This window comes from Acidobacteriota bacterium (genome assembly GCA_018001935.1).
In the GTDB taxonomy this organism is placed as follows: Bacteria; Acidobacteriota; JAAYUB01; order JAAYUB01; family JAAYUB01; genus JAGNHB01.
In genome coordinates this window covers 165,243-190,779 of sequence record JAGNHB010000001.1, presented here as the reverse complement: position 1 = coordinate 190,779, position 25,537 = coordinate 165,243, and the positions used below count along the sequence as shown (strand labels likewise).

Sequence of the window (25,537 nt, the reverse complement as noted above, 5' to 3'; positions counted from 1 at the left end):
CGCACCCTTTCAGGGTGCGTTTCCTACCCGCGCCGCCGCGTTCCGGGGGCGGCGACGCGGGCGCCCTCAACGAGCGGCACGTTGCACCTTCGCGGCCGGTGCCCGCGTCTTGCCCCCGGCTGGAACGCCCCCTCCCCTTCGGGGAGGGTCGGGGCCTTCGAAGCTCCAGCCCCGGTCGGGCGGCTCGAACGTCCGATCCCTGTTAGGCTCCGCGAACGTTTACTCCCGATTTGAATTATGCCCCCCCGCCCCGTTTCCCCGAAGGGGAAAGGCGTTTCAGCCCGGGGCAAGCCGCGGACGCCGGCGATACACAAGCGTCTCGGGAACCGTGACGGGCGTCCGCGTCGCTGCCCCGGGGATTCGTGCGCCCAAAACCTTTCCGACCCCGCCCCGAAGGCGGCGGGGGCACGGCATTGTTCCGATGCCCGGTGGGACCGAAATAACCGTAAAACCGTTTTGACGTGCTTCCGTGTGTGGGGAAATCCGCGTCGGGACGACGCGTACGAACACGCGGCGGGGGAAAACCGTGTCGCGGGCAGCGATCCCGGCCGGCGGCGCGGCAACCCGGTGAAGGCGTGCTTTCGTGCCCCTTGGCCGCTCCTCCGGCGATTAGTTTTTCTTTGCGAGCTTCGCGCCTTTGCGAGATCCAGATCCGGATCGATTCCCACCAGGACGCCAAGCTCGCAAAGGGTCACGACAGCGGTGACGCGGTGTCCAGTGACAAGCGTCAGGCTTTTGGGGCGAGGGGCCCCGTGATCCACCGGCCGTGACGGCCCCAAACCGATGGGTGCAGAAGGGAGGGCTTTCAGCTGGAAGGAGTCTCTGTCCCGGAAGGCAACTCTTTCCCGGATGTAATCTCTATCCCATAGGGATAAAAGATGTTAGACGGCGGGTGTTCCCCCGGCATTTGTGCAGATAAATCTCCGAAACGGTCTCGTCCAGCCTGCGTTAACGGTCTCGCCCAGCCCGCGTAGCGGGTGGTTCGGAAAAAGCCTGGGCCGGCAGGCCCAGGAGGGGGCGATAGGTGAAATTGCAGGAAGCCGCGTAGCGGCGGTGCAAAAACGAACTACTGCTTTCACGGGATTGACCGGACCGTTCCCGGGGTTTACAATGGCTTCATGGACTTGCAGCAGATCGGCGACCAACTCCGTCCCGTTTTCGAGTCCGGCAAGGCCCGGAAGGCCATCGTGTTCGGTTCCCTCGCCCGGGGGACGGCTGAACGCCGCTCCGACCTCGACCTCCTCGTGGTGGACGACGAGCCTCTCCCGTATCTCCGTCGGCTGGACAAATACTACGATGCGATCGTCACCCTCCTGCACGTCCCGTTGGACCTGTTCGTCTACACCTCGAGAGAGTTCGAGGAAAATCTGGAACTTCCCTTTTTATCGAGGGTGATAAAGGAAGGTCAGGTGATCTATGAGCCTTGAAAAGTTGCGCAAGGAAGCCGCCCGGTGGCTGTCACAGGCTCGTGCGGACCTCCGTGCCGCGGAGGTCTCCCGGCAGGCCGGTTGTTTCGAGTGGGCGTGTTTTCAGGCTCAACAGTGCGCAGAGAAAATCCTGAAAGCGTTCTGGATGCATCACGGCATCGACCCGTGGGGGCACTCGGTCCTGAAACTGATGCAGGACTTTCCGGACCCGGCCTTGCGCGACAGCCTTCTCAAGCCGCTCCAGGGCCACGCCCGCCTGCTCGACAAGCTGTACATCCCCACCCGCTACCCCAACGGGCTTCCGGACCTGACTCCATCCCAGGTCTACGGCGATACCGACGCGGAACAGGCGATCCAGGCCACGACAGGCATTCTCAAAGACCTCGAGGCGGCGCTCCTGCCCTGAATCCACCTTTACCAGGGCTAACCCCAAAGCGACAAAGAAAAGAAATCCCAAAAAGAAACCAACCCTTTCCATATTCATCGTTTGTTTCATTCTTACGATGGGGATAGCGGCACTGCAGGCCGAAACAGGCCTGCACTACAACACACCGGATTCACCCGGTGTCAGCAACATCTGCGTTGATCCCGACGCCTATGCGGTCTACATGTCGATACTCCCGACCTGACGTGATTTATGCCGGATCCTTCGGGGATGTCTACAAGAGTGCCGATGGGGGGATCAGTCCCGGGGCAAGCGAAGCGACGCCCCGGGACCGAACGCCCCCCCCACTGAATCGCGCCCTGGAAGGCGCACGGGGAGTTCGGCAAGACCTCGTGCCCGGAAAATCCCACACAGGAAGCCAACCCACTCCCCCCGCCGCCTTCGGGGCGGGGGAGATCTCTTACCCTGCCCTCGCCCCGGGGCGGCGCCGCGGACGCCGACGTTTCCTGCTTAACCCTAACACTTCCCTTGCGTCCGCGGCTTGCCCCGGGCTGGAATGCCAATCCCCTTCGGGGAATCAAAGAGAACGGATGGATCTCCAAAAATCTGATCTGCCTGCCAGAAAATCACCAAACTCCAAACACCGCGTTGCGCGCCGCGGTCGCCGTCTCCATCAGGTCATGCATGGCGCGCCACCCGGCCAGGTCGTCCGGGGCGGGCGCCACCCGCTAGTACCCCTTGCTTTTGCCGTAGTTTTTCAGGACTTTCCGGGCGGCTTCCGAGACGGTCGAGGGGACCCAGATGTCCCGGTCCGCCGGCTTCTGGGCCGAAAAGGGGAGGAAGGAAGACAGGACCGCAAGGACCATCACAGCGGGAAAAACGACCCGGTTGACTGATGAATTCATTTCGTTACACCTCCGTGAGACTCCAACAATTTGACGACCTTTTCGCTGCGGATCCTCCACAGGTCCTCCCGATTGGCCTCATTCCAGGCCACCGCCCCCGTGAGGGCCTGGCCGGTGTCGAGGTTGACGGCATCCGTGAATCGACCACCCCGCGCGATTGCCAGGATCGTCTCGTCCCGGCTCAGGAACAAACGGGGGTTAGACGTCAGTGACCCGTCCTCTGAATAGTCGAGAGGCGGGCTCCCGTATTCCTTCTTCCACAAGGGGTTGAACAAAGTCGTTCTCGTGCTGTGGAGAGTGTAGACCCAATCGGTCGGGGTATCGTCACGGGCCAGAAGGAAGTATTGGGAACGACGCTTCGAATAGACGGAATCGAGCGGCCAGCCGGAGAGACCGCTGGGGATGAAGGCATGCACGAAAAACAGAAGAATCTCCGCGGTGAGGATGATCACGGGTGTCAGAACAAGTCGGAAAAGTGCCTTCCCGGGTTTCTCGCGCAGGAATAGACGGACGATGGCAGAGAACCAGAGGACCGCCACCCCCGTCCTGATCATGAGGAAGAGTCCGGACATGTAGTATCCGCTGATCTGATGACTGGTCATGACTCTGCTCAGGACGAACTTGACGATCAGTTCGACGAGGCCCAGCACGAAATAGATGAGGCAGATATCGAGGATCCCCCGGTTGGACAGGAAATCGTTCGAGCGGTCCGTTTTCGGGAAGTGAGCGGTCATCCTTGAAATCCTCCCGGGAAGAGTGCGGAACCGCGTTTCCCAGCCAAAGCAACAACCGCTTACTTCGGCCTTCGGGCTCGCCGGGGAGGTCCGTCGAAGCCATCCTCACCTCTCGGCCCAGGGCAAGGTTCCCTCACTGCGGCAGGTGGATCACCCGGGGGAAGCGGGAGGCCACCGGGGGCGAATGGGTGACGCAGAGGACGGTCTGGTCGCGGAAGAGGACGAACAGGTCGTCCAGGATCGCCTCCTCCGTGGTCCGGTCGAGGCCGGACGTGAACTCGTCCAGGATCAGGACGGCCGGCTCCCGGACCAGGGCCCTCGCCAGCGCCAGCCGCTGCGCTTGACCCCCGGAGAGGGTGACGCCCCGGGGCCCCAGGGGCGTGTCCAGCCCCCGCGGGAGCGCCTCGACCACCTCCTTCAGGCGCACCACGTCGAGGACGGCCCAAACCCGGTCCTCGGGTACGGCGTGCCATCCCAGCGCGACGTTTTCCCGGAGGGTCAGGTCGAAGAGGTTGGTCCGCTGGCTGACGTAGCCGAAAAAGCTGTAGAAAAAGGCGGGGTCGTAGCTCCCCACGGGTTTCCCGCCGAAGCGGATCTCCCCCCGGTCCTGCTCGTAGAATCGGAGCAGCAGCCCCATCAGCGTGCTCTTGCCGGCCCCGCTGGCGCCCATGATCGCCACCTTGTCGCCGGGCGGGACCCGGAGGTCGAAGCCGTCCAGGATTTTCGGCCCTTCGGGGAACTGGAACGAGACCCCGCGGAACTCGATGCCCGTATCTTCGGGAGTCTCGTCCGGGTTCACCCGCTCGGGGGCGCTCTCCTCGGGGAAGTCCAGGACCTCCCCGATCCGCCGCAGGGACGGAACGGCCTGGCCGAAACCACCCAGACCGCCGAACAGGAACTGGATCCGTCCGGCCAGCTGGGCCAGGTAGGCGTAAAACCCCGCCAGCATGCCCACCGTCACGTCCGTCCCCCCCGCGCAGTACAGGAAGCAGCCGGCGATGAACGGGGCGAGGACGAGCAACTGCGAGAGGACGTCCAGCCCCCCCCACATCCACTCCCCGAAAACGTTGGCCTGGACGTTCGCCTCGGCCAGGGGGGCGGACGTCCTCTCGAAGCGCCTCAGGGCGCTGCGCTGCTGCTGGAAGAACCGGACCTCGCCGTGCCCGCCGAGGATGTCCAGGAGGACCTCGTTCTGCTCCGAGAGCCGGTTTTTCGCCGTTTCGGACCGCCGCGTCAGCGGGCGGTTCATCCGGTCGGCAAAAACGTAGCACGGGGCCAGCATCAGGAGGGAAAACAGCCCCAGGCGCCAGTTCCAGGCCAGCATGAACGCCGCGGTGGCGCCGACGTAGATGAGGTAAGACACGGAACGCAGCAGGTTGTGATAGAAAAAGGCCGAGGCGAAGTCCACGTCGTGCACGATCCGGGTGAACAGGTCGCCCGGGGTGAAGCGCAAGAAGAAGCCCCGGTGCTTGTTCAGGACCGTCCCCAGCAGGCGCAGGCGGAGGTGGAGGAAGATCCCCTCCACCGCCGCGTTGGACAGGCGGGCCTGTACCGCCCAGAACGCGTAGGAGAGCCCGTAGGAGGACACCAGAAGGACCGTGGCCACCCAGAGGGCGTTCAGGTCTTTCCCCGGCAAGGCCCGGTCGATGATGAGCCCCAGGAACAGGGGCCCCAGGAGGTTGACGTTGGTGGCCAGCCGCAGGGCGAAGGCCCCGGCCAAAGTCTTGCGGTGAGGAAGGATGTCCTTGCCCAGGACCGCCCAGGCGACCCGGAGGGTGGCGCCGATGCCTTCTTTTTGCGATTTCCCGTCTCGAGCCATGACATCCTTCCGGAGACTCCGGTCCAAGCCGGTCCGACACCTCAAGGGGAAACCCGCCGGCACGGCGCCCGCACGGGGTCCGGCGCTCCCCCGGCGGGCGTTGGCCTGTCGTACCGAACCGCGGCGGTCGACCCCGGAAAGTCGCCCGGGGAAAAGGCCCCGCCTAGAAGCACACGCGGTTGCGGCCGCCTTCCTTGGCGCGGTAGAGGGCCAGGTCGGCCTCCTCGATGAAGGACTCGGGGGTGGGGTGGCTCTCGGAGGCGAACTGGGCGACACCGACGCTGATGGTGATGGGAATCCAGATCCCCGAGAAGTGGAAGGCGTGGCTCTCCACCATGGCCCGGATGGACTCGGCGAAGACGAGGGCGTTCTCCTTGTTGGTCTCCGGGAGGAGCACGATGAACTCCTCGCCGCCGTAACGCCCGAAGACCTCGTCCTTGCGGATGCGGGGCCGGACCAGGTCGGTCAGCTCCTTGAGGATCTGGTCCCCTGCCACGTGGCCGAACTTGTCGTTGACCGCCTTGAAGTGATCGAGGTCGAAGAGGATGAGGGAGAGGTCCCGGTTGTGGCGGTCGGCGCGCCAGAGTTCCCTCACCATCTCCTCGAGGAGGTGCCGCTTGTTGGCGATCTGGGTGAGGCCGTCCGTGATGACCATCCGGTGGATTTCCTCGTAGTAGAGGGACTCGATGTGGGACCCGGCCAAAAACTTCAGGACGGTGTTCCCGATCCGGATGAGGTCGCCGTTGGAGAGCGGGGCGCGGTCCACGCGGATGTCGTTGACAAAGGTCCCGTTGGTGCTCCCCAGGTCCCCGATCATCCGCTCGCCGTTGAGGAGAAAGATCTCGCTGTGCTTGCGGGACGCCGACTCGCTGTCGAGGACCAGGTCGTTGTCCTCCTCCCGGCCGATGGTGATCCGCGTGAAGCCCAACTCAACCCGGCGGCCGAGGTTCTTCCCGTAGATCTCGAGGAGACAGTCGGACCCCGATTTCAGGCGCTCCTGAAGGTCTTCCATCCGGACGATCTTGGTGTGTTCCTCGATGGCCATTCCAACATGCCCACCCGACGGGCTTGCCGCTGCCTTCCCGCCCGAACGTCCCCGGCCTGACCCAATCCTCCCGAAAACGCCCCGGCTCCGTTCGGCGGGGGGCAGCGACACCTTCATGGTAAAGGCCTGGAAAGGGTTTGTCAAGTTTTTCACCTCCAAACCCCGCAGGCGGTCGGCGGGACTCACGAAAAAAAATGAGGAGACCGGAAAGAAAAGTTCGGATATCTCCCGGCGAAAACGTTAGTGAAGGTGAGGGGCATCGTGATGGGGGAGGGAGACCGCGGGCGGGTGCACCGAGGCCGGCGGTTCCCTCACCCCGGCACGGTTCCGCTCCGGGACCGGCGCCGACCCCGCCGGGGTTGGAAATACACGGGAGAGGAGGAGACCATGAAAGGAAACGTGCACAGCCAGTTGGAGCGGATCGAAACGAAGCTGCGGAAGAAGTACAGGGCCGTCCTGGAACTGCCGCCGGGGGTCCCCGAACCCCTCCGGCTCAAGGTCCTCAAGCAGCAGTACAAGGAAATCCGCCGGGAGTGGAACGACCCCGAGGAACGGGAGATGCGCCAGCTCTTCCCCGACACCGTCCTCCACATCACCGGGTGCGCCGCCAGTTGCCCCGACTGCGAGATGCTCCCCTGGTGCAAGCTCGGCCGGGAGATCCTCCTGGAGGAGGCCGGCGACTTCGACGGCCTCGACGAGGACGACGACGAGGACGATGGCGAGAGCGAGGACGAGGACGAAGATGATCCCGAGGTCGGGTACGGTTTCGCGGACGACCCGGAAGGCGGGGGCGAGAACGGCTTCCTCGTGGAAGAGATCGCCGAGGACAGCGAATGGGCCAGGAAGCTCGGGGTGGTCCCGGAGGAGGAGCCGTCCGGCGGCAAGCTGTACCACGTCCGCATCCCCCTGCCCCGCTGGCTGCGCGGTTGAGGAAGGTCCACACGGGGCGGAGAGGGGCTGCCCTTGCGGTTATTGATTTGACAATTCTCGTCAGGTGCTGTAGTTTCAAATCTGTGAGGAAAACCCCTGGTCACCGTGTTCCCGTTTCCCTTCTCTGCGCCGCGGCGGTGCTCGGGGCCCTCCACGCCGCCGGGCCGGGCGATCCCCTTGTGCGATCGCCCCTGGCGGTGGTCGACTCGGTCAAGGCCGGCTCCGCCGCCGCCCTGGCCGGCATGGATGTGGGTGACCGGGTCACCGCCGTCAACGGGAAAGAAGGGTTTTCCCTGGAGGAGTTGCTGGCCTTCCGCTTCGACTGGGAGACCGCAAGGGACACCCGGCTCACGCTGGACCGGGCGGGCGCGGAGAGGGAAGCGAATCTTCCCCAGGGCAACTGGGGGTGCGAGTTCCGGGCGGACCTCTCCAACCCGGCTCTCCAGCGGCTTGTCCAGGCACGGGCGGAACTCAAGGCATCCGAGACCCGGGAACAGGGCATGAAGGCGCTGGAGGCCCTCGCGGTGGAGGCCGAGGAGGCCGGCTTCGCCCAGACCGGCCTCTGGGTGAGGCTTGACCTGGCCAGGACCCTCGGGGACCGGCACCGGTGGAAAGAAGCCCGGGAAGTTCTCCAGCGCGTCCGGCAACTGGCCCCGGAGAGAAGCTTCTGGCAGATCAGCGCCGTCCTCCGCGAAGCGGAGACCCTGGGGGCATCCGGCGAGAACGATACGGCGGAAGCAGCCTTCCGGCGAGCGAAGGGCCTGGCGGAGGCCGGCGACTCGGAGATGCGGCTGGCCGCTGCCCTCAGTTGGTGGACGAGGTTTGAATACACGAGGGGAAGGCTTGCCGAGGCCACGACGCTGGGCGAAGCGTACCAGGCGATCTGCGAGCGGCTCGCGCCGGGGAGCCTGGCCGAAGCCGCCGGCCTGAACAACCTGGGCGTCTTCGCCCTGGAGCGGGGAGACCTGGAGACGTCCAGGGCGCTGCAGGCGAGGGCCCTGGAGATCCGGAATCGCATCGCGCCGGGAGGCCTTCCCGTCGGCAGGAGCCTCAACAACCTGGGGCGCCTGGCCCAGGAGATGGGCGACCTGGCCGCCGCGCGGGAGTATCTGATCAATTCCCTGGCGATCCATCAGCGCCTGGCGCCGGACGGCAATGCCTGCGCCGCGAACTTCGACAACCTGGGCATCGTGGCGATGATGCAGGGGGACCTGGCCGCCGCCCGGGCGTACCACCTGCGCGCCCTCGCAATCGAGGAACGCCTGGCGCCGGACGGGCCCACCGTGGCCGGCACCCTCAACAACCTCGGCGTCGTGGCCCGGGGCCAGGGGGACCTGGCCGCCGCCCGGGCGTACTTCCTGCGCGCCCTCGCCATCAAGGAGCGACTGGCCCCGGACAGCCGCAGTACGGGAGCCGCTCTCACCAACCTGGGGGTCGTCGCGCAGGACCAGGGGGACTTGCCGTCCGCCCGGGCGTATTACCTGAGGTCCATGGCCATCGAGGAGCGCCTGGCGCCGGGAAGCCTGAGCCTGGCGGAATGCCTCAACAACCTGGGCGTCGTGGAGGAGGACCTGGGAAATCCCGAGCCCTCTGAAGCGTACTTCCTCAAGGCCCTGGCGATTCGTCGGCGCCTGGCGCCCGAGAGCCTCGCCATGGCGACCAGCCTGCACAACCGGGGTATCGCGGCGCGAAAACGCGGAGATCTCCCCGCGGCGAGGGAAAGCTCCCTCAAGGCAACCGAAATCCGGCGGCAGCTCGCGCCGGGGAGCCTCGCCCTCGCCGACAGTCTCCGCGAACTGGCGCGCCTGGAGCGGCTCGCCCACGACCTCCCCCGCGCGACGGACCTCCTCTCCGAGGCCGTGGATTGCCTGGAAACCCAGCGCGGGAAGACGGGGGGGGAATCGGCGAAAACCACCTTTTCCTCGGCGCACGGCGCTTTCTACACGGACCTCATCGCCGCCCTCCTGGATGCGGGGCGGCCCGAGCAGGCCCTGGAAACCCTGGAGCGTTCCCGGGCGCGGGCGCTCCTGGAGATCGTCTCCACCCGTTACCTCGATTTGAGGGGGCACATTCCCCCCTCCCTCCTGGACCGGCGGAACCAGCTCGCCCGCGAGAGGAAGACCCTCTACGAAAAGTTGGCCCTGGCCGACAGCCACACCGACCCCAGGGATATCCAGGCCTGGCGCGCGGGGCTGCTCACGCTCCCGCAGAGGGAGGATGCCCTGGCGGAGGAGATCCGGAAAGCCTCGCCCCTTTTGGCCGCGCTCGAGTACCCCCGGCCGCTTGACTTCCGCGGGATGGCGGCGGCGCTGGCGCCGGGGACCCTCCTCCTGGCCTTCGCGGTGGCCGACAAGGAGACCTTTCTTTTCGCGCTCCGCTCCCCCCTGTGCCCAGGCCGTGACGCCGTGATCGGGAAAGGCCGCCGGCGCGGGGAAACGACGAGGCTTGACCCTGGAAAGACTCCGCCCGCCTCCGCGGGACCTGCCGCGCGGGATGGCCGTGAGACGCCGAGGGAGGGCCTCTCCCTGCGAGTCCTGCGCCTTCCCCTCTCGAGGGGGGCGCTGGAGGAGAGCGTGCGCTCCTTCCGGGACCAGCTTGGGCCCGACGCGGCCACGGAGACCGACTCCGGCAGCTGGAAGGCCGCGGCCGCGAAGCTCTACGAGGCGCTCCTCGGGAAGGTCTCCCGGGAGATCGCCGCCTGCGACCGGATCCTTCTCCTCCCCGACGGGCCCCTTCACCTCCTCCCCTTCACGACCCTCCTGCCGCCCGCGCAACCTCGCTTCAAAGGACTGAAAGCGGGGGAAGCTTTGGGCCTGCAGAAGCCCATCTCCGTCGAGCCCTCCCTGACGGTCTACGCGGAACTGAAGGCACGCGGACCCAGGGCCCGGCTCCCCGGGCAAAGCGCGTGGACCGGCTTTGGAGACCCCGCCTACCCGGCGCCGGGAAAGGGGGAGGAACTTCGGGGCGGGATGGCCGGGTGGAGGACGCGGGGCTTCACGCTGGTCCGGCTGCCCGGGACACGCCGGGAGATCGTGGGAATCTCGTCGCTGTTCGGGCGGAGCGCCCGCGCCTTTCTGGGGGACCAGGCCACGGAAACTGCGGTGCGGGCCCTTCCGAAGGATACGCCGTACCTCCACTTCGCGTGCCACGGTCTCATCGACGCGGAATTCCCCATGGACTCGGCGCTGGCGCTGACCCCGCCCCCGCGGGCGGAGCCCCCGGACGCCGCCTCGGAGGGCGACCACGACACGGACGGGCTCCTGCAGGCCTGGGAGATCATCCAGGACCTCGCGGTGGACGCCGAGTGCGTGGTGCTCTCGGCCTGCGAGACGGGCACCGGGAAGGTCCTCGCCGGGGAGGGCATCCTGGGCCTCACGAGGGCCTTCTTCCACGCGGGCGCCCGGAGCGTGGTGGTCTCCCTCTGGCCCATCTCCGACGAATCCACGTTCCTGCTCATGGAGGCATTCTACCGCGAACTCCTCTCCGGCACGCCGCGGGACGTGGCCCTCATGCGGGCCCAGCGGGCGCTCGGCGGGGGTGGGGCGCCGCCCGGGCGAGGGCCCGCCCCTCGCGCGCCGGATGCCCGCCCCGCCGCCCCAAACCCGCGCCGCGACCTCTCCCACCCCTTCTACTGGGCGGCCTTCCAGCTTCACGGACAGGGCGACTGACCCCGAGGAACCGGCCGAATTCGGTGAGCCGGTGAAACGCTTCACGGGCGGCCGCACCCCGTCCGCCGAAGCGTCCGGGTGGGGCGTGACCCCGGAAAGGCGCAGCCTGGTTCCACTGTTTTGCCCCCGCCCCCGCCCTTCCGCCTCCTGATTCGCCCTGATCTCCCTCTCCCGCTCTTTCCCGCCCGCGACGGCCTGTGCCGGGACCTCGCGCCGCTGCGGGCGTGAAAGGACGAAGGGACCTAAAGGACCAAAAGGACTTAAGGGACTTAAGGGACTTGAGGGCCTTAAAGGACCGCCCCGTGTAGCTGTCCTCAGCAGATTCGCGGAAGGAGTTCCCCCGCGGGGACGTCGAGGATCCGGCCGCCCCCGGTGAGGGTCCGCAGGATCACCCGGGGCGTTCCGGTCCCGGTCGCCCGGCCGATGCGGGCGGCGTCCCGGCCGAGCGGGCAGCCCCGGAGCGCCGCCAGGGCGGCGTCGGCCTGGGCTTCGGGCACCACGACGATCATCTTGCCCTCGTTGGCCAGGTAGAGGGGCTCGTAACCCAGGATCTCACACACGGCGCGCACCCCTTCGCGAACAGGGAGGGCCTCTTCCTGGATCTCCACCTCCACCCCGGCCGCGCCGGCCAGCTCGTTGAGGGTCGTGGCCAGTCCGCCCCGGGTGGGGTCGCGAAGGGCACGGATCTCGACCCCGGCGCCCAGGAGCGCCTGCACCAGGGGGAAGAGCGGCGCGCAGTCCGAGCGGACGTCCGCCGGGAGGGTCAACCCTTCCCGGGCGGCCATGACGGCGACGCCGTGGTCCCCGAGAAAACCGCTCACCAGGACGGCGTCCCCGTCGCGAATGCGGGCCGGCCCGGGCGGGGGGTCGAGGGCGCACACCCCCACGCCCGCCGTGTTGATGTAGACCCCGTCGGCCTTGCCACGGGGGACGACCTTGGTGTCCCCCGCCGCGACGGTGACGTCCGCTTCCGCCGCGGCGTCCCTCATGGAGGCCAGGATCCGCCGGAGCAGGGCCAGGGGCGTGCCTTCCTCCAGGATGAAACCCGCGCTGAGGACGAGCGGTCGCGCCCCGCCCGCCGCCAGGTCGTTGACCGTCCCGCAGACGGCCAGCCGGCCGATGTCGCCCCCGGGGAACTCCGGGGGGTCCACCACGAAGGAGTCGGTGGTGAAGGCCAGCCGGCCTGGCGGGGGCGCAAAGAAGGAACTGTCCTCGAGCGGGGCCAGGACGGGGTTCCCGAGGTAAGGAAGGAAGACCTCCCTCACCAGTTGGTGGGAGAGAAGGCCGCCGCCGCCGTGGGCCAGCAGGACCCGCTCGCCCCCGGGATCGTCGGCGTTTCGTGACCGGGCCTCAGGCATCGGCATCCTCCGCCATCCGGTCTTCCAGCTCGCGGAAAGCTTCGAGGGTCCTCAGGGCCTCCTCCTCGTCGAGCCGCTCGATGGCGAACCCCGCGTGGACGATGACGTAATCGCCCACCCGGGTGTCCGGCAGGATGGCCAGGCTCACGTCCTGCCGGACCCCGCCGATCTCGGCGAGGCCGCTCATCCCCTCGATGGATTCGATTCGCATGGGTACGGCCAGGCACATGGTCAATCTCCTTTCCGTCGGGCGATCTCCGCCGCCGCCACGGCCTGGCCGAGGGCCAGGCCGCCGTCGTTGCAGGGGACGCGCCGGTGGGTGTACACGGTGAATCCGAGTCTCTCCAGCCGCTCGTGGAGGCCCGTCAGAAGGCGGAGGTTCTGGAAGACCCCGCCGGACAGGGCCACGGCGCCGAGGCCGCGCTCCGCGCGGAGCTGCTCGCAGAGGTCGGCGAAGAGGTCGACGAGGCCGTCGTGGAACCGCGCCGAGACCCGTTCGGGGCCGATCCCGGCCCGGACGTCCTCCAGCACCCGGCGAACCACGGGCCGCGGGTCGATGACCCCGCCCTCCCGCTCGAACCGGTAGGCGTCGGCGGGATTCGGCGGCCCGGCCACCATCTCCAACTCCATGGCCGCCTGCCCCTCGAAAGTGGACCGGGCCCGGATCCCCGCCAGGGCCGCCACCGCGTCGAACAGGCGCCCGAGGCTGGAGGTTTCAGGGCAGTTCAGCCGCCGGGCCACCATCCGGGCCACCAGTTCGAGGCCCTGTTCGTCCGCGGCCTTCGAAAGCGTCGGGGGGAGGTCCCGAAGGTCGCCCCCCGCGGCGTCCAGCAGGAAGCTCAGCGCCATGCGCCAGGGTTCGCGGATCGCCCGCGCCCCGCCCGGCATGGCCGTGTACCGGAAGTGAAAGGCGCGCCGGAAGGAGGCGAGGCCCGCCTCGAGGACTTCCCCGCCCCAGATCCGCCCGTCGGTGCCATAGCCGGTGCCGTCGAGGGAGAGGCCGATCACGGGCCCGGCGACCCCGTTGTCCGCCAGACAGGAGACGATGTGGGCGTGGTGGTGCTGGACACCCACCTTTTGCACGCTGTCGTCCAGCCCCAGGGCGAATTTCGTGGAGAGGTACTCCGGGTGGAGGTCGTGGGCCACGAGGGCGGGCCGCACCGCGAACAGGTCCTGCAGGTGAGACGCCGTCTCCTCGAAGGAGGTGAAGACCTCGGAGTTCTCCAGGTCGCCGATGTGCTGGCTCAGGAAGACCCAGGGCCCCCGCCCCACCGCCACGGTGTTCTTGAGTTCCCCGCCCACGGCCAGCAGGGGGGGGAGAGCGGAATCCGTCCGGATTGGCACCGGGGCGTACCCGCGGGAGCGCCGGAGAAAGTAGACGCGCCCCCGGTAGCTCCGGCAGACGGAGTCGTCGTTGCGCACGAGGATGTCGCGGTCGTGGGTCAGGAAAACGTCGGCCACCGGCGCCAGGAAGCGCTGGGCGGCGAGGTTGCCGGTCAGGATCGGCTCCTCGGAGAAGTTGCCGCTGGTCATCACCAGGGCGGGGAACCGTTCCCCCTCGAGCAGCAGGTGATGCAATGGCGTGTAGGGGAGCATGACGCCGAGGAAGCGGTTCCCCGGGGCGACGGCCGGGGCGAGCCGGGTTTGACCTTCTTCCCCGTCGCCCGGCTTTTCCAGGAGGACGATGGGCCGCTGGGGGGAGACCAGGAGCGTCTCCTCCTCGGGGGTCGGGCGGGCGATGCGACGGACGGCGTCGAGGTCCCGGGCCATGACGGCGAAGGGTTTCTCGTCACGGCGCTTTCGGGCCCTCAGGCGCAGGACGGCGTCCGGGTCCGCGGCGTTGACCGCCAGGTGGAACCCGCCGAGGCCCTTCACCGCCACGATCCGCCCCTGGGCGAGGTGCTCCCGGGCGTCCTCCACGGGGTCGCCGGCGGGGAGGAACCGGCCGGTGTTGTCGTAGAGGGCGCACTGGGGCCCGCACACGGGGCAGGCGTTGGGCTGGGCGTGGAAACGCCGGTCGTCGGGGTCGTGGTACTCCGCGGCGCAGGCCGGGCACTGGGCGAAGGAGGCCATGGACGTCTTCGGCCGGTCGTAGGGCAACTCGGCGATGATGGTGTACCGGGGCCCGCAGTGGGTACAATTGATGAAGGGGTACCGGTAGCGGCGGTCGTCGGGGTCGAAGAGTTCCTGGAGACAGTCGGGGCACGTGGCGACGTCAGGGCTGACCAGGGTGATCTCGCCGGGGACGTCCTCGCTGGTGACGATCTCGAAGCCCGTGTAACCGCGGACCTCCCCGGCGGCGGTGCTGACCGACTCCACCAGGGCCAGGGGCGGGGCGCACTCCGGGATGGCCTCGACGAAACGCCCGAGGGTGGCCGGGTCGGCTTCCGCCTCCACGAGGACGCCCAGCGAATCGTTGCGCACGGTCCCCCGGACGCCGTAGCGCGCGGCAAGCCGGTGGACGAAGGGCCGAAACCCCACCCCCTGGACGATGCCGGTCACGCGGACATCCAAGTGCCCGACGGCGTCGGTCTTTTCTTTTTGCATCACCCTCCCCCTGGACCGTCCTCTTCCCGGGCGCCCTTCCATCCCTCGACGGAGCGGGACGCCCCGGGTTGCTCCGGCATTCTACCGGAAGGGGCCTCCGGAGGCAAGCCCGCCGCTCTCCAGCATCGCACCCAGGAGGAAAGGCACGGCCGGAGGCTGGGCCAGCGCCCACCGGAGACCGTCCCGCAAGTCCCGGGCCGCATGCTGCCAGGACTCTTTCCCGGTCTCCCGGGCCAGGTGACCGAGCACCCGCAGCAATACGCCGTTCCCCGAGGGCAGCGCCCCGTCGTGGACCACTCGCACCCTCACCACCAGGGTTTCGCCGTCGGACGGGGAAAAACAGCAACCCCGGCCGTCGGGCGCGGAGAACGAGCGCAGCGCCCTCGCGGCCAGCCCTTCCGCCGCCTCCAGCCACTCCGGTTCCCCCGTGGCGGCGTGAAGCTCCAGCAGTCCCTGGGCGAGGAAGGCGTAGTCGTCGAGGAAGCCCGTCACGGCCGCCTCGCCGTCGCAGTAACGGTGACGGAGCCCGAACCCCTCGCTTCCCAGGCGCCCCAGCACGAACCGGGCGGCCTCGCGGCCCGCCTCGGCGAGGTCGGGATCGGCCAGGACCCGCGATCCCGCGGCCAGCGCGGCGACCGCCAGGCCGTTCCAGTCGGCGAGGATCTTGCGATCGCGCATCGGGCGGACGCGCTTCGCCCGGGCGGCCCTCAGCGCTTCCAGGGAACGGCGGATCGCGGCCGCCTCCTCTCCCTCGGGATCTTCACGCAGGGACAGAAGGTTGGCCCCCGGGGGGAACTCGTCGCCACGGGCGCCGAGGTTCCCCTCCGGCCTCACCCCGAAGGCCCCGATGACCCTTTCGGCCTCGGCCGGCGGGAGAAGCCCGCGGAGTTCCGTTTCGGTCCAGAGGTAGAAAAGGCCCTCGACGCCCTCGCTGTCGGCGTCTTCGGCGGCGTGGAAGGCCCCGCCGGGGTCCCGGAGGTCGCGCCGCAGGTAGGCCAGGAGGTCCCGGGCGGCCTCGGCGTGGAGTTTTTTCCCGGTGAGCCGGAAGGACTCCAGGTAGGCCAGCGCCATGAGGGCCTGGTCGTAGAGCATTTTCTCGAAGTGGGGGACGAACCACCGCCGGTCGGTGCTGTAACGGTGGATCCCCTGCCCCACGTGGTCCCGGATCCCCCCGAGGCGGATGGCGTCCAGGGTGCGGGTGACCATCTCCAGGGCCCGGCGTGCCTTCCGGGCCTCACCGTAGCGTTGGAGAAAGAAGAGGGACGGGAAGGCCGGGAACTTTGGGGCGGGGCCGAACCCGCCTGAGTCCGGGTCGAAGAGCCGGCAGTAGTGACGGAAGAGGTCGTCCGCCGCCGCCCCGGGGTCCGGCCCCGCCCCGGCCGTTGCCGCCATCGCCCCATTGACGGCCGCGAGGATCTCCCGAGAGCTTTCATCGACCCGGGAGCGCCGGGTGTGCCAGGCCTCCTCGATGCGGCGGACCACCTGGCGGATCCCGGGGTGGCCGAACCGGGGCCGGTCGGGGATGTAGGTGGCGGCGAAGAAGGGCCGCCCCCAAGGGTCCGCCGCCACGGTCAGGGGCCAGCCGCCGCCCCCGGTGAGCGCCTGGCACACGGCCATGTAGGCGTGGTCCACGTCGGGGCGCTCCTCGCGGTCCACCTTGACGGGGACGAAAACGTGGTTCAGGAGGGCGGCGATCTCCGGGTCCCGGAAGGACTCCTGCTCCATGACGTGGCACCAGTGGCAGGTGGCGTACCCGATGGAGAGGAAGATCGGCTTGTCCTCCCGACGGGCGGTCTCGAAGGCTTCCGCGCCCCACGGGCGCCAGTCCACGGGATTGTCGGCGTGCTGGAGCAGGTAGGGGCTTTTCTCCCCCGCCAGCCGGTTCAGAACCGCCCGGGTTTCCCTGCCGTTCCCGGCGGGTCGGTTTTCCGTGATTTCCATCCTCACCCCCGGGGTCCCCCGAATCCGGCCTCGCCGGGGAGTACCCACCCCTCTGATGCGGTGCCCGGAGGGGGGATTCGGTGGGGGGCCGTTTCAGGCCACGCCCGGACATTTTCCCACCCTTCCGGTGAAAATTCCCCGTTGCCGCCCTGGCGGCCGGGTGGTACAGTTTCGTTTTTTCCCCGGAGGGACCATGAAACGACTCCCCGCACTCACCGCCCTGCTTGTCCTGGCCGTGACGGGCCTTGCCCCCGCCGCGGACCTGTCCACCCTTCCCGCCGCGGACCTGGTGAAGCTCTACGGCCGGCTCCGGGACCTCTCCGACGGCGACGGCTGGGCCTCGGTCAAGGGCGTCACCCTCCGCCGGGAACACGCCGTCTTCACCCTGGACGAGGGCACCCTCTCCTTCGCCGCCCCGGTGGAGGGCCGCGTCCTGGCCGCTCTCTTCGAGGGGAAGGGCTCCGTCGTCTTCACCCCGCCCACCCCCATGCACAAGGCGCAGATGCGTCGCGCCGTCCGGGATGACGTCCTGCGGTCGGAGTTCAAGAGCGCGGTCTTCCTCTTCACCGACGCCACCGGCGAGGAGTTGAACAAGCTCGTCACCCTCCAGGCCTCCGGGAATCCCCTCAAGGCAAAGGCCCCCCTCGCCGCCGCCCTCAAGCGCTACGCGGAGGAATACAACGGCTGGGTCGACAACCAGGCCAAGGACAACCCCTGGATCACGAACCTCCCCGCCCGCATGCTGGCGGACCTGACGGAACCCGACGCGAAAGGGTTCTTCCTGGCTCACCTCCGCGGGACGGACTTCGGCGACCTCTTCTACCACTTCTGCCCGAACCGCCCCCCGGTGATCAACCCCTTCCTGGCCACCGACGAGGAGGTGATGCTCCTCCGCTCCAACCCGGGGACGTCCACCGAATTCTGGTGCGGGTGCCACCTGGCGTCGGAATACGCCGCCGAGCCCCACCCCGAGCACCACGCGACCCGTTTCCACTGCGCCACCCAGGCCGTCACCGCCGACATCGACAAGGACCGTCACCTCTCCGCCACCGCCGTCATGACCTGGGAGACGAAGGCCCCCGTCCGGCTCCTCCCCCTGACCCTGGAGGGCGTGCTCCGGGTCACGTCGGTCAAGGACGGCGAGGGCAACCCCGTCCCCTTCATCCAGGAAGCCCGTCACCTGGACGCCGACCTCTGGGTGGTCCTGCCGAAGGCGCCCGAGCCGGGCAAGCCGCAGACGCTCATCCTGACCTACCGGGAGGACTCCACGGAAACCTCCCGGGTCGTCCAGACGAAAGGGTGCGGTCTGTACTACGTCACGGCCCGCGCGTCCTGGTTTCCCGGTTTCGGCGTCCTGGAGGACCGAACCCGGTTCACCCTGCGGTTCACCTCCCCCAAGGGGTTCCGCTTCCTGGCCACGGGAAAACTTCTGAAAAGCGACACGTCCGGCCCGCAGCTCGTCACCGAGTGGGACACCGAGGTCCCGGTACCGGTGGTGGGCTTCAACTTCGGGAACTTCGTGGAGAAGTCCCGGGGGGACGCCACCCTGAACGTCACCGCTTACACCGGCAAGGACGTTCCGGACGACCTCAAGAGCATCTCCGCCTCCATCGATGCCATGGAACTCGAAGCCCGCGGGACGATCGGCGACCTCGACGGGCAGCTGGGCGTCGCGCGGGGCGGTTTCAGCACGGCGTCCATGGCGGAAACGGCCGCCGGCATGAGCTTTCAGGCCCTCAAGATCTTCGCGTACGCCTTCGGTCCCCTCCCCTTCAAGGAGATCGCCGTCACCGAGCAGCCCGTGATCGGCTACGGCCAGAGCTGGCCTTCCCTCATCTTCCTCCCCTACGACGCGCTCCTGCCGGGGTCGGTCCGCCGGAGCCTGTTGCAGTTCATGGGCGTCCTGGAGACGGAGGACACGCGCCTCTTCTACCGCACCGTGGCGGTGCACGAGATGGCGCACCAGTGGTGGGGCCACCTGGTCGGCGAGAAGACCTACCACGACCGGTGGCTCGTGGAGGGGATCGCCGAGTTTTCCGTGGTCCTCTTCCTCGAGCAGGTGGAACCGAAGAAGGTGGACGCCTTCTGGCAGAACAAGCGGGAAGTGCTCCTGGGGGCCTGCCCCTCGGGCGGGCACGCCGTGGACTACGGCCCCCTCTGGCTGGACGTCCAGCTGGACACCGAGAAGGCGAGGGGGATCTCCTCGACGCTGGTGTACAACAAGGGCGCCTACGTCCTCCAGATGCTCCGCCTGCTGTTCAAGGACCCCCGGTCCAGGGAGCCCGACGCGAAGTTCTTCGCCATGCTCCAGGACTTCCTGACGACCCACCGCCTGGCGAACGCGTCCACCCGGGATTTCCGCCGGGTGGCGGAGAAGCACTTCGGGGAACCGCTCGACTGGTTCTTCGAGCAGTGGGTCTACGGGAAGGAGGTCCCCACCTACGACTTCAAGTACACCCTGGAGCCCGGGCCGGGCGGGAAGACCACCCTGAAGTTCTCCCTGACCCAGTCGGGCGTCGGGCCGGCGTTCTTCATGAAGGTCCCCTTCTACGCCGAGACGGGCGGGCAGATGCGCCGCCTGGGGCTTCTGAGCGTGGAGGGCGCGAAGACGGAGACCAACGCGATTCAGCTCCCCTTCAAGCCCGACCGGATCGTCCTGGACCCCTACAAGAACGTCCTTTGCACGGTGAGGCAGTGACCCCGGCGTCTCCGTGCGCCGGGCACTGAAACCCTCGACGGGCCGCGGGGTTCAACCTTCGACGGCGGACCGGCCCGGGAAGGGCCCCCAACCCCGGCCGTACACGATTCGGGAGTGAAGCCCATGCCTCATCACCGGATTCTTCTCTTGATCCTCCTCGGCTGCTGGACACCCTTCGTTGCCGCCGACGGGAACCTCCTGGTCAACGGCGGGCTCGAGTCCGGGAACGGTTCCCAGCCGGACGGCTGGGCCCCCTTCACCCCGGGGGGCGGGGCAGCCGTCTTCACCTGGGACCCGTCCGCCCGGTCGGCGGGTGTCCGGTCGGTCCGCATCGACAACCCCTCCCCCAACCCGGCCATGTGGCAGCAGGTGGTGACGGTGGAGGCCGGCCGGGTGTACACCCTCTCCGGCGACGCGGCGTTCCGGGAGGTGGCCGCCCCCGGCCGGTGCGGCCTGCAGCTGGTCTTCCGTGACGCTGCCGACGCGATCCTCCGCTTCGTGAACTACCCCACCCACACGGGGACCCGGGAGTTCTCCCCCGACTTCCCCTCGCCGTTGAAGGTGCGTGCCCCGGGAGGAGCGGCGAAGGTCGAGGTGAACCTCCTTCTCTGCGGCCCCGGGACGGCCTGGTTCGACGAGGTCTTTTTCGGCGCCACACCCACGGGGACCCTGGCGGGAACGGTCACGTCCGGCGGCGCCCCCCTCGCGGGCGCCCGGGTCCGGATCTGGGGGGACCCCTGGGGACTGGCCTGCGAGGCCGTCTCCGACAGCGAGGGGCGTTACACCCTGCCGGACGTTCCGGTGACCTTCCCCCGCTACGTCGTCCTGGCGGGGAAAAACGGGTACCGCACCGCCGTCGCGGGCCGCGTCGAGACCGTCGCCGGGGCGCAGACCCGCCTGGACTTCGACCTGGCCCGGGGCGTGGACCCCGAGGACCTCCGGGTCACCTTCGGGTCCCTGTTGCACGCCACCGGCATCGAGCCGGTCGCGGTCCCCACGGACGCCGTCATCCCGGCGTCGCCCGCCGGCTACCCCGAAGCGGTCCGGTGCTATCTTCAGGCCGACGACTGCATCCGGTCGGACGACCCCGACGTGGCGGCCCTGGCCGGGCAACTCCTCGCCGCACTTCCCGAGGGCGACCGGACCTCCACCCACGCGGTGGCGTGGGCGGTTTACGCGTGGGTGTGCCGCAACATCGACCACGACGGGGTCTTCAGTGTCCCGCCCCAGGGACTGGACCAGCCCTTCCGGGACGTCACCTCCGGCATCTGGCAGACCATCAGCGGCGAGGGGTGGTGCTGGGGGCGCAGCTTCTACGACTGGGCGTACAAGCCGGGGGAACTGCTGCGGCAGCGGTGCGGGATCTGCGTGGAGCACGCCTGGCTGACCTCGGCCCTCCTGCGGGCCCTGAACATCCCGGCCCGGGCCTCGTCGGGTTCGCTGGAGTTCTACGCGCAGGCCAACACGGCAGGCGGAACCTGGGTCCCGATGAGCACGACGGCCGGGCGAACCTCCTTCCGGGAGCGCGGCGAACTGGGGGCCGGCTTCGGGGGGACGGCGCCGGAGAGCCGGTTCTCGGTGGGGAGTTTCCCCGTTCTCCACGAGGACTGGGACGCCACGGTGCCGGGGCTGTGGCGGGAGACGCACCCTTGGGGCGCGGTCTACGAGGGTTCCGCGACGGGGCTGGCCGGCGCCCGGGTCGACCTGGCCACGCTGGCGGCCACCGGGACCGCCCCGGCCGCCCCGCAGGGGCCGCCCGGAAGCGCGTGCTACCAGGTCCACTACAGCGACGTCACCCTGAACCTGAACACCTGGGGCACGCGGCGGCGGCTGGACGTGCGCTTTCCCCTGGCCACGGAATCGGCGCACTTCGCCTTCACCGGCGACACGGGGTACTGGACCAACCACCCGGAGTGCCTGGTGCGCACCGGGGTCGAAACGGTGGAAAACCCGCCAACGGAGGGCGTCCAGCATTGGTTCCACCTGGAGTTCGACCTGGGGCCCATCCTGAACCTCACCGGCGACCTGGACCGGGACGGGCGGGTCACCGCGGCGGACCTGGTGATCCTCCGGCAGGCGCTGGCCGGAAACGTCCTAGCCGGGCAGGCCCCCTTCACCGCCCCGGCCGGCGTCGCCGACCTGGACGGCAGCCAGTCCCTCGACGCCGCGGACGCCGTGGGCCTGGCCGAATTGCTCTGCCGCTGAACGCCCGCGCGAAGACCCGGCGGGAGCTTGCCCTCGGGAATGACGTCGGGGGTTGTTCCGGTTTCAACCCTGCGTCAGAACGCCAACTGGAAGTTCCATGACTCCTTGATGAAGCGGGTGGATCCGCTTTTCATGTCACGAGCCAGGGCGGAGATCGCCCCGGAAGGGTTGAGGCCGACGAGGACATGGAGGTGGTCCGGCATGCCCCCGATGGCGAGAAGTTTGTGGCCCTGATTCTGCACGATGCCGGTGATGTACCGGCAGACGTCGTCCAGTCGGCCCCCGTGGAGGAAATTACACCGTCCGCTCACGGCGAAGACAAAAGGGATGTAAATCCGGGTGAAGATTCGCCCCGCGGTCGACCGTCCCCGCCCCCGTAGGGGGCGAACATTTGTAGCTTGGGGCGGGGCCACGTCTCCCCCGCCCAGCGCGCCGCCGGCCCGACATGGCGCCCCGCGGCACGATCCACCCCCGGCGGCGCGCGGGGCGAATTCTTTAAAAATCTGCGCTTTGACTACAAATGTTTCACCCCTATGGGGTGGGGACGCAAAGGCCGCGATCCGGGCGGGACGCGAGATGAAAGGCTGGGTTTTAAGCTGTTTCCGGGGGGCAATGACCCATCAGGGGAGCATCAGCGCTTGATGGGTTCGTAAAAAGTCGTCAATCGAACGGGAAAGTGGTTGTAAGACCTTTGTTTGAGTCATCACCCGGGGGGTGATGGTCTGGAGACTGGACATTTGAGGCCATCACCCGGAGGGTGATGGTACTTTTTGCGACCGCGTCAACGCTTGACACGTTCGAAATAGAATCCCCTCTCCGGCCCACCCCGGTGCGTCCGTGCCCGGTGACGAAGGTCAGAACACCCGCTTGAGCAGCGCCTTGGTGGCGGCGCCCTTGCCCATGGTGAAGACGTGGACCCCCGGGACGCGCGCTTCGAGCAGTTCCCCGACGAGGCCGGCCATCCACTTCGCGCCCAGGTCGAACTCCTCCTTCGGGGAGCGGGCGTTTTCCATGGCCTGGAGGAATGCGTTCGGCACGTTGACGTGGAAGGTGCCGGGGAGGTCGTAGAGCTGCCGGCGGCTGGAGATGGGCTTGATGCCGGGGACGATGGGGACGGTGATCCCCGCTTCCCTCGCCCGGGAGACGAAGTCGAGGAAATAGTGGGACTCGAAGAACATCTGGGTGATCAGGAAATCGACCCCCTGGTCCACCTTGTGCCTGAGCCATTCCAGGTCTTTCTCCGCGTTGGGCGCCTCGAAGTGCTTCTCGGGGTAGGCGGCGGCGCCGATGCAGAAGCGGCTCGGCTCGGCGCCGTCCAGGGGCTCGAGGTAATGCCCCAGGTTCATGGCGGCGATCTGGCCCACCAGGGAGGACGCGTGGACGTGTCCGTCCTTCTCGGGGATGAAGGTCTTCTGCCCCGGCGGCGGGTCTCCCCGCAGGACGAGAATGTTCTCGATCCCCAGGTACTGGAGGTCGATGAGGGCGTCCTCGGTCTCGTAGCGGTCGAACCCCCCGCAGATGAAGTGGGGGACCGGTTCCACGCTGTAACGGTGCTTGATGGAGGCGCAGATCCCCACCGTCCCCGGCTTCTTGCGCTTCGGGACCCGCTGGATCACGCCGTCGCGCTCCTCGTAGACCACGTGGGGCTGGTGGTAGGTCACGCTCACGAACTGCGGGGTGAAGGGCATCAACGCGTCGAGCGTCTGGAAGATCTCCTGCACGCCCCGCCCCTTCTCGGGCGGCGTGATCTCGAAGGACAGCATGGGTTTGGTCGTGTTCTTCACCAGTTCGATGATTTTCACTTCTTTCCTCCGATGAAATCCCGGTCGATCTTGATCCGGAAGTGGTCCCGGGCCGCCCGGAAGACCATGAACACCCGCGGGTCGTCGGGCAGGCGGGCGAACGAACGCGGCCCCGCCTGGCTCTCCTTGCCGAACTCGGCCTTGAAGACCCTCCCGGAATCCACCTCGAAGACCGCCACGCTCACGGGCGGGTCCAGGCCGTAGGCCCCCAGCGACTCCGGGGGCACCTTGAACGCCCTGTCGTACTCCAACCGGGCGAGGGCCCGGCAGCGGTCATTCCAGAGCCCCGAATCGGTGGGGCCCGAGACGGGGTACTCCTGGATCCAGTCCCGGCCTTTCCGGCGGGCAGCCACCCGGGTCTCCCCCTCGAAGATGGTCACCCGGCTGATCCGGTCCGCCTCGACGTCGAAAAGGACCCGCACCGGGGCCTGGACGGGGGCCTCACGGCGTTGCGAGACGAGCACCAGGACGGCCAGGACGACCGCGGCGACCGCCAGCAGGATCGCGGTGCGTGCGTTCATTGCCGCTTCCAGCGGCGGACGAGGCACGCCGCCCCCGCGACAAGGGGGAGCTGGGGAAGCAGGACCATGACGAGGTAGTAGAACAGCCGCTCGTGCCGGGGCGACAGGTCGAACCCCACCCGGGCCTGGAGCCGCGGCCGGATGTACAGGAGCCATTCGTTCCCGCTGAGCCAGTGGACGCAACGGGTGAAGAATTCCGCGTTGGAGAGCGCGGGGTTCATGCAGCGGTCGTCCAAAAAATCCGCCGACGAGACGACCACCATCCGCGAAACGGGCCCCCCGGGGCCCAGGGGCGCCTTGCGCGACGCGAGGGCCAGGACCAGCGGCGGCCGGAAATCGGTCCCCTCGTTGAATTCGAAGGTGCCGCTTCTCAGGTCGTCCATGTCCGATTCCCCCCAGGCCGTCGGGACGTCCAGCACGGCGAGCGGGGCGGACAGTTCCTCCACCTCGTTCCCCCCGCCGCGGTAGGAAAGCGACCGGGCGATGGGGAACAGGAGGAGTTCGCGGAGGCCCTGGGTCACGGGGTGCGAGGGGAATCGCTCGATCACGGACATCTCGATCCCCTTGGGGATGGCGCCCGCACCGCTGAGCAGGATCTCCCCCTCCCGGGGGTCGATGACCACGTCCGTCCGGGCCTCGATCCGCCAGTCCGAGAGGATCTCCGCGAACGGGTCCCCCGGCGGCGGGTCAAGCAGCACCATCAGGGCCCCGCCCCGGCGGACGTAAGCCCGCACCGCCTCGACCTCCGCCGGGGTGAAAGCGGTTTCCGGGCCCCCGATCAGCAGGAACCGGCAATCCGGGGGGACCACGCCGGTCTTTCCGAGGTCCACGTCCTCGACCGCGTAGTGGAAGTCCGTCAAGGCCGCCACGACCCCGGGGTTGTCGTTCAGCGTGATTTTTTCCCCGTGGCCGCGGGTGAGGCAGGCCTTCTTCCGGACGGGCTCCAGGACACTCTGGACGGCGGAAGCCAGCCGGGCCTCGTCCACGGTCCCGTCTCCCCGGATGGCCACGGTTTCGACCCGCTCCCCGGACTCCACGGCGATCACCGCGTTTCGTTCGACCCCGAGGCGGCGGGCGCTGTCGGGGTCCTTCTCCGCGTCCAGCATCTCCCACCGGACCCAGCGGGAACCCATGCCGAAATTGTGGAGCATGTTCAGGGTCTCCACGTTGTCCCCGGAGGTGAAGGCGTGCAGGGTGACCGGGCGCCGGAGGGTGCGCAGCAGGTTCACCGTGGGGGTGGAAAGGGAGAAATACCGGCCCGGCGTGGTGTCGTACCGCCCGTTGTAACGGACCGCCAGGACGTTCAGGCAGACGAGGATCACTGCGATCGCGACACCGGCCAGGAGTCTCCGTCCGCCGTGACGGCCTCTCCCCGAACGATAACGGTCGGCCATCCGGTCCATGTTCACCAAAAGCCCGGCGATGAGCAGGAGGGCGCTCAGCGCCGACAGGGTGCTGTGCAGCAGGGTCCACCGTTTCAGGACCTGAAAATGGACCAGGATGTTGAACAGCAGGTAAAGCCCCGAGACGAAGAGGATCCGGTGGAGCATGG

At 68.3% G+C, this 25,537-nt stretch carries 18 protein-coding genes; 6 read left to right on the top strand and 12 right to left on the bottom strand.

What is annotated here, in order from left to right; genetic code table 11:
• Positions 1–1,118 precede the first annotated feature (1,118 nt).
• Together KA419_00740 and KA419_00735 are read left to right on the top strand one after the other, a co-directional pair.
• Positions 1,119–1,427, top strand: a complete 309-nt coding sequence (locus tag KA419_00740) for a nucleotidyltransferase domain-containing protein (GenBank protein ID MBP7864446.1) — start codon at positions 1,119–1,121, stop codon at positions 1,425–1,427.
• Positions 1,417–1,833 (top strand): HEPN domain-containing protein, encoded by a 417-nt coding sequence (locus KA419_00735; GenBank protein ID MBP7864445.1) that lies wholly within the window; start codon positions 1,417–1,419, stop codon positions 1,831–1,833. The genes KA419_00740 and KA419_00735 overlap by 11 nt, the downstream gene beginning before the upstream one ends.
• Before the next feature lie 707 nt (positions 1,834–2,540).
• On the opposite strand, the gene KA419_00730 is transcribed toward KA419_00735, so the two are convergent.
• The 4 genes from KA419_00730 to KA419_00715 form a co-directional block, all read right to left on the bottom strand.
• On the bottom strand, positions 2,541–2,717 hold the full coding sequence (locus KA419_00730; protein MBP7864444.1) for a hypothetical protein: 177 nt from the start codon (positions 2,715–2,717) through the stop codon (positions 2,541–2,543).
• Positions 2,714–3,451 (bottom strand): hypothetical protein, encoded by a 738-nt coding sequence (locus tag KA419_00725; GenBank protein ID MBP7864443.1) that lies wholly within the window; start codon positions 3,449–3,451, stop codon positions 2,714–2,716. The genes KA419_00730 and KA419_00725 overlap by 4 nt, the downstream gene beginning before the upstream one ends.
• A 133-nt stretch (positions 3,452–3,584) precedes the next feature.
• On the bottom strand, positions 3,585–5,270 hold the full coding sequence (locus KA419_00720; GenBank protein ID MBP7864442.1) for an ABC transporter ATP-binding protein: 1,686 nt from the start codon (positions 5,268–5,270) through the stop codon (positions 3,585–3,587).
• A gap of 163 nt (positions 5,271–5,433) precedes the next feature.
• The gene (locus KA419_00715) at positions 5,434–6,315 is read right to left on the bottom strand and encodes a GGDEF domain-containing protein (protein ID MBP7864441.1); all 882 of its coding nucleotides are present in this window, start codon (positions 6,313–6,315) and stop codon (positions 5,434–5,436) included.
• Between the two features lie 387 nt (positions 6,316–6,702).
• On the opposite strand from KA419_00715, the gene KA419_00710 reads away from it, so the two are divergent.
• Both KA419_00710 and KA419_00705 read left to right on the top strand, forming a co-directional pair.
• Complete coding sequence (locus tag KA419_00710; GenBank protein ID MBP7864440.1) at positions 6,703–7,245, top strand: hypothetical protein; 543 nt, start codon at positions 6,703–6,705, stop codon at positions 7,243–7,245.
• 179 nt (positions 7,246–7,424) lie between these two features.
• A complete protein-coding gene (locus KA419_00705) occupies positions 7,425–10,913 on the top strand; it encodes a CHAT domain-containing protein (protein ID MBP7864439.1) in 3,489 nt (1,162 codons plus the stop codon).
• A 314-nt stretch (positions 10,914–11,227) separates the two neighbouring features.
• On the opposite strand, the gene hypE is transcribed toward KA419_00705, so the two are convergent.
• The 4 genes from hypE to KA419_00685 all read right to left on the bottom strand — a co-directional run bounded on the left by hypE (position 11,228) and on the right by KA419_00685 (position 16,759).
• Positions 11,228–12,271: a hydrogenase expression/formation protein HypE gene (gene hypE / locus KA419_00700; protein ID MBP7864438.1), complete on the bottom strand. Its 1,044-nt coding sequence runs from the start codon at positions 12,269–12,271 to the stop codon at positions 11,228–11,230.
• Positions 12,264–12,500, bottom strand: a complete 237-nt coding sequence (locus KA419_00695) for a HypC/HybG/HupF family hydrogenase formation chaperone (GenBank protein ID MBP7864437.1) — start codon at positions 12,498–12,500, stop codon at positions 12,264–12,266. The genes hypE and KA419_00695 overlap by 8 nt, the downstream gene beginning before the upstream one ends.
• A 2-nt stretch (positions 12,501–12,502) precedes the next feature.
• Positions 12,503–14,818: a carbamoyltransferase HypF gene (gene hypF / locus KA419_00690; protein ID MBP7864436.1), complete on the bottom strand. Its 2,316-nt coding sequence runs from the start codon at positions 14,816–14,818 to the stop codon at positions 12,503–12,505.
• Positions 14,819–14,899: 81 nt separating this feature from the next.
• Entirely contained in the window at positions 14,900–16,759 is a 1,860-nt protein-coding gene (locus KA419_00685; GenBank protein ID MBP7864435.1) for a thioredoxin domain-containing protein, read from the bottom strand.
• 193 nt (positions 16,760–16,952) lie between these two features.
• Between KA419_00685 and KA419_00680 the strand changes: the two genes are divergently transcribed.
• On the top strand, positions 16,953–19,457 hold the full coding sequence (locus KA419_00680) for a hypothetical protein (GenBank protein ID MBP7864434.1): 2,505 nt from the start codon (positions 16,953–16,955) through the stop codon (positions 19,455–19,457).
• Positions 19,458–19,580: 123 nt separating this feature from the next.
• Entirely contained in the window at positions 19,581–21,662 is a 2,082-nt protein-coding gene (locus tag KA419_00675) for a carboxypeptidase regulatory-like domain-containing protein (protein MBP7864433.1), read from the top strand.
• Between the two features lie 74 nt (positions 21,663–21,736).
• Here KA419_00675 and KA419_00670 read toward each other — a convergent pair whose 3' ends face one another.
• The 4 genes from KA419_00670 to KA419_00655 form a co-directional block, all read right to left on the bottom strand.
• Entirely contained in the window at positions 21,737–21,973 is a 237-nt protein-coding gene (locus KA419_00670; GenBank protein MBP7864432.1) for a transposase, read from the bottom strand.
• Positions 21,974–22,516: 543 nt separating this feature from the next.
• On the bottom strand, positions 22,517–23,464 hold the full coding sequence (locus KA419_00665; protein ID MBP7864431.1) for a methylenetetrahydrofolate reductase: 948 nt from the start codon (positions 23,462–23,464) through the stop codon (positions 22,517–22,519).
• Positions 23,461–23,985 (bottom strand): hypothetical protein, encoded by a 525-nt coding sequence (locus KA419_00660; GenBank protein ID MBP7864430.1) that lies wholly within the window; start codon positions 23,983–23,985, stop codon positions 23,461–23,463. Before KA419_00660 ends, KA419_00665 begins: the two co-directional genes overlap by 4 nt.
• Positions 23,982–25,535, bottom strand: coding sequence for a Gldg family protein (locus tag KA419_00655; protein ID MBP7864429.1), 1,554 nt, complete (start codon positions 25,533–25,535; stop codon positions 23,982–23,984). Before KA419_00655 ends, KA419_00660 begins: the two co-directional genes overlap by 4 nt.
• Positions 25,536–25,537: the final 2 nt, after the last annotated feature.